At 40.8% G+C, this 1627-nt stretch carries 3 protein-coding genes; 2 read left to right on the top strand and 1 reads right to left on the bottom strand.

Annotation, left to right across the window (positions count from 1 at the left end; all coding sequences use genetic code 11):
* Positions 1-135 precede the first annotated feature (135 nt).
* Both B4N75_RS03445 and rbr read left to right on the top strand, forming a co-directional pair.
* Complete coding sequence (locus B4N75_RS03445; protein ID WP_296017686.1) at positions 136-534, top strand: Fur family transcriptional regulator; 399 nt, start codon at positions 136-138, stop codon at positions 532-534.
* A 63-nt stretch (positions 535-597) separates the two neighbouring features.
* Positions 598-1140, top strand: coding sequence for a rubrerythrin (gene rbr / locus B4N75_RS03440; protein ID WP_296017688.1), 543 nt, complete (start codon positions 598-600; stop codon positions 1138-1140).
* 61 nt (positions 1141-1201) lie between these two features.
* Here rbr and B4N75_RS03435 read toward each other — a convergent pair.
* Positions 1202-1627: DUF711 family protein (locus B4N75_RS03435; protein ID WP_296667006.1), on the bottom strand; the 426-nt coding region annotated here is incomplete at its 5' end.

Raw genomic sequence — 1627 nt, 5'->3', positions numbered from 1 at the left:
ATTAAAACTCGAAATTCGACCTATTATAAAACCGAACATTGATTTTAGCGAAATTTTCTTAAAACAATAATAAATTGTTGCTATTAAGACTTATTACTATTTACAAACAGATTTTTTGTGTTATAATCATTTACAATGACAGTTCGAAACACAAAACAGAGAGATTTGGTTGCAAAACTCATGCAGAATAATTTTTCTCATCCGACTGCCGACGAAATTTACGAAAATGCGAGGTTAGAGAATCCGCATATTAGTCGAGGTACGGTTTACAGAAATTTAAATTTTCTGGCAGAGAGCGGAGCAATTCAAAAAATTGTTGTGCCAAACGGCGCTGATCATTTCGACAGCACTCTTGAAACTCATTATCATTTTAATTGCAACGTTTGCGGAAAAATGTTCGATGTTCCGCGCAATGTTACTTTAGAAATTCATAATGCGGTTGAAGAAATGCAAAAGCAGGGTTTTTCTATTGAAGGGCACAATTTAATTTTTACAGGAATTTGTCCTGAATGTAGAAAAAACGGGCAGAATTGACGGATGTGCTTTTTGGGCGCTTAAAACTTTCAAAAAATTCCATAAAAAAGGAGAAACAGTCAAATGGAAAACATTAAAGGAACACAGACAGAAAAAAATCTTCAGACAGCGTTTGCTGGAGAATCACAGGCAAGAAACAAGTACACTTATTTTGCAAGCAAGGCTCGTAAAGAAGGCTTTGAACAGATTGCAGATATTTTTGAAGAAACTGCGCGCAACGAAAAAGAACATGCAAAAATCTGGTTCAAACTTCTAAATGGCGGCGAAATCGGCACAACTGCAGAAAACTTAAAGGCTGCTGCAGAAGGCGAAAATTATGAATGGACAGATATGTATGCTGATTTTGCAAAAACAGCAAAAGAGGAAGGTTTTGAAAGAATTGCAAAACTTTTCGAAATGGTTGGCGCAATCGAAAAACATCACGAAGAGCGCTATCTCAAACTTTTGAACAACGTTGAAAAAGAACTTGTGTTCAGCAAAGACGGAGATGCAATCTGGCAGTGCGCAAACTGCGGCCATATCGTAGTAGGCAAAAAAGCGCCGGCAGTTTGTCCTGTTTGTGCTCATCCTCAGAGTTTCTTTCAGGTAGAAGCAGTAAACTACTAAAAACTGACAAAAATCCCTGCCAGATTTTCCAAATCTGGCAGGGATTTTGTGCATATTTTGCCTAATTTCTAAACGAATGAATCGGAGCCGGAATCCTTCCGCCGCGGTTTATAAATTCCTCGCAGCCGAATTTGCTCACCGGCATTACCGGGCAGCCGCCCAAAAGCCCGCCGAACTCAACCCAGTCGCCAGCCTTTTTTCCCGGTGCTGGAATCAGGCGGACTGCCGTTGTCTTTGAGTTCATCATTCCGATTGCGAATTCATCAGCCATAATTCCGCTGATTGTCGTTGCAGGAGTGTCTCCCGGAATCGCAATCATATCAAGTCCTACGGAACAGACCGTTGTCATCGCCTCTAGCTTTTCAAGGCAGATTGAGCCTTGCTTTACAGCGTTAATCATTCCCTCGTCTTCAGAGACTGGAATAAACGCGCCTGAAAGTCCTCCAACGCTTGTTGAAGCCATTACGCCGCCTTTTTTCACCATGTC

Source organism: Treponema sp. UBA7570, assembly GCA_002477955.1.
GTDB lineage: Bacteria > Spirochaetota > Spirochaetia > Treponematales > Treponemataceae > Treponema_D.
This window is presented reverse-complemented; position numbering and strand designations above follow the sequence as displayed.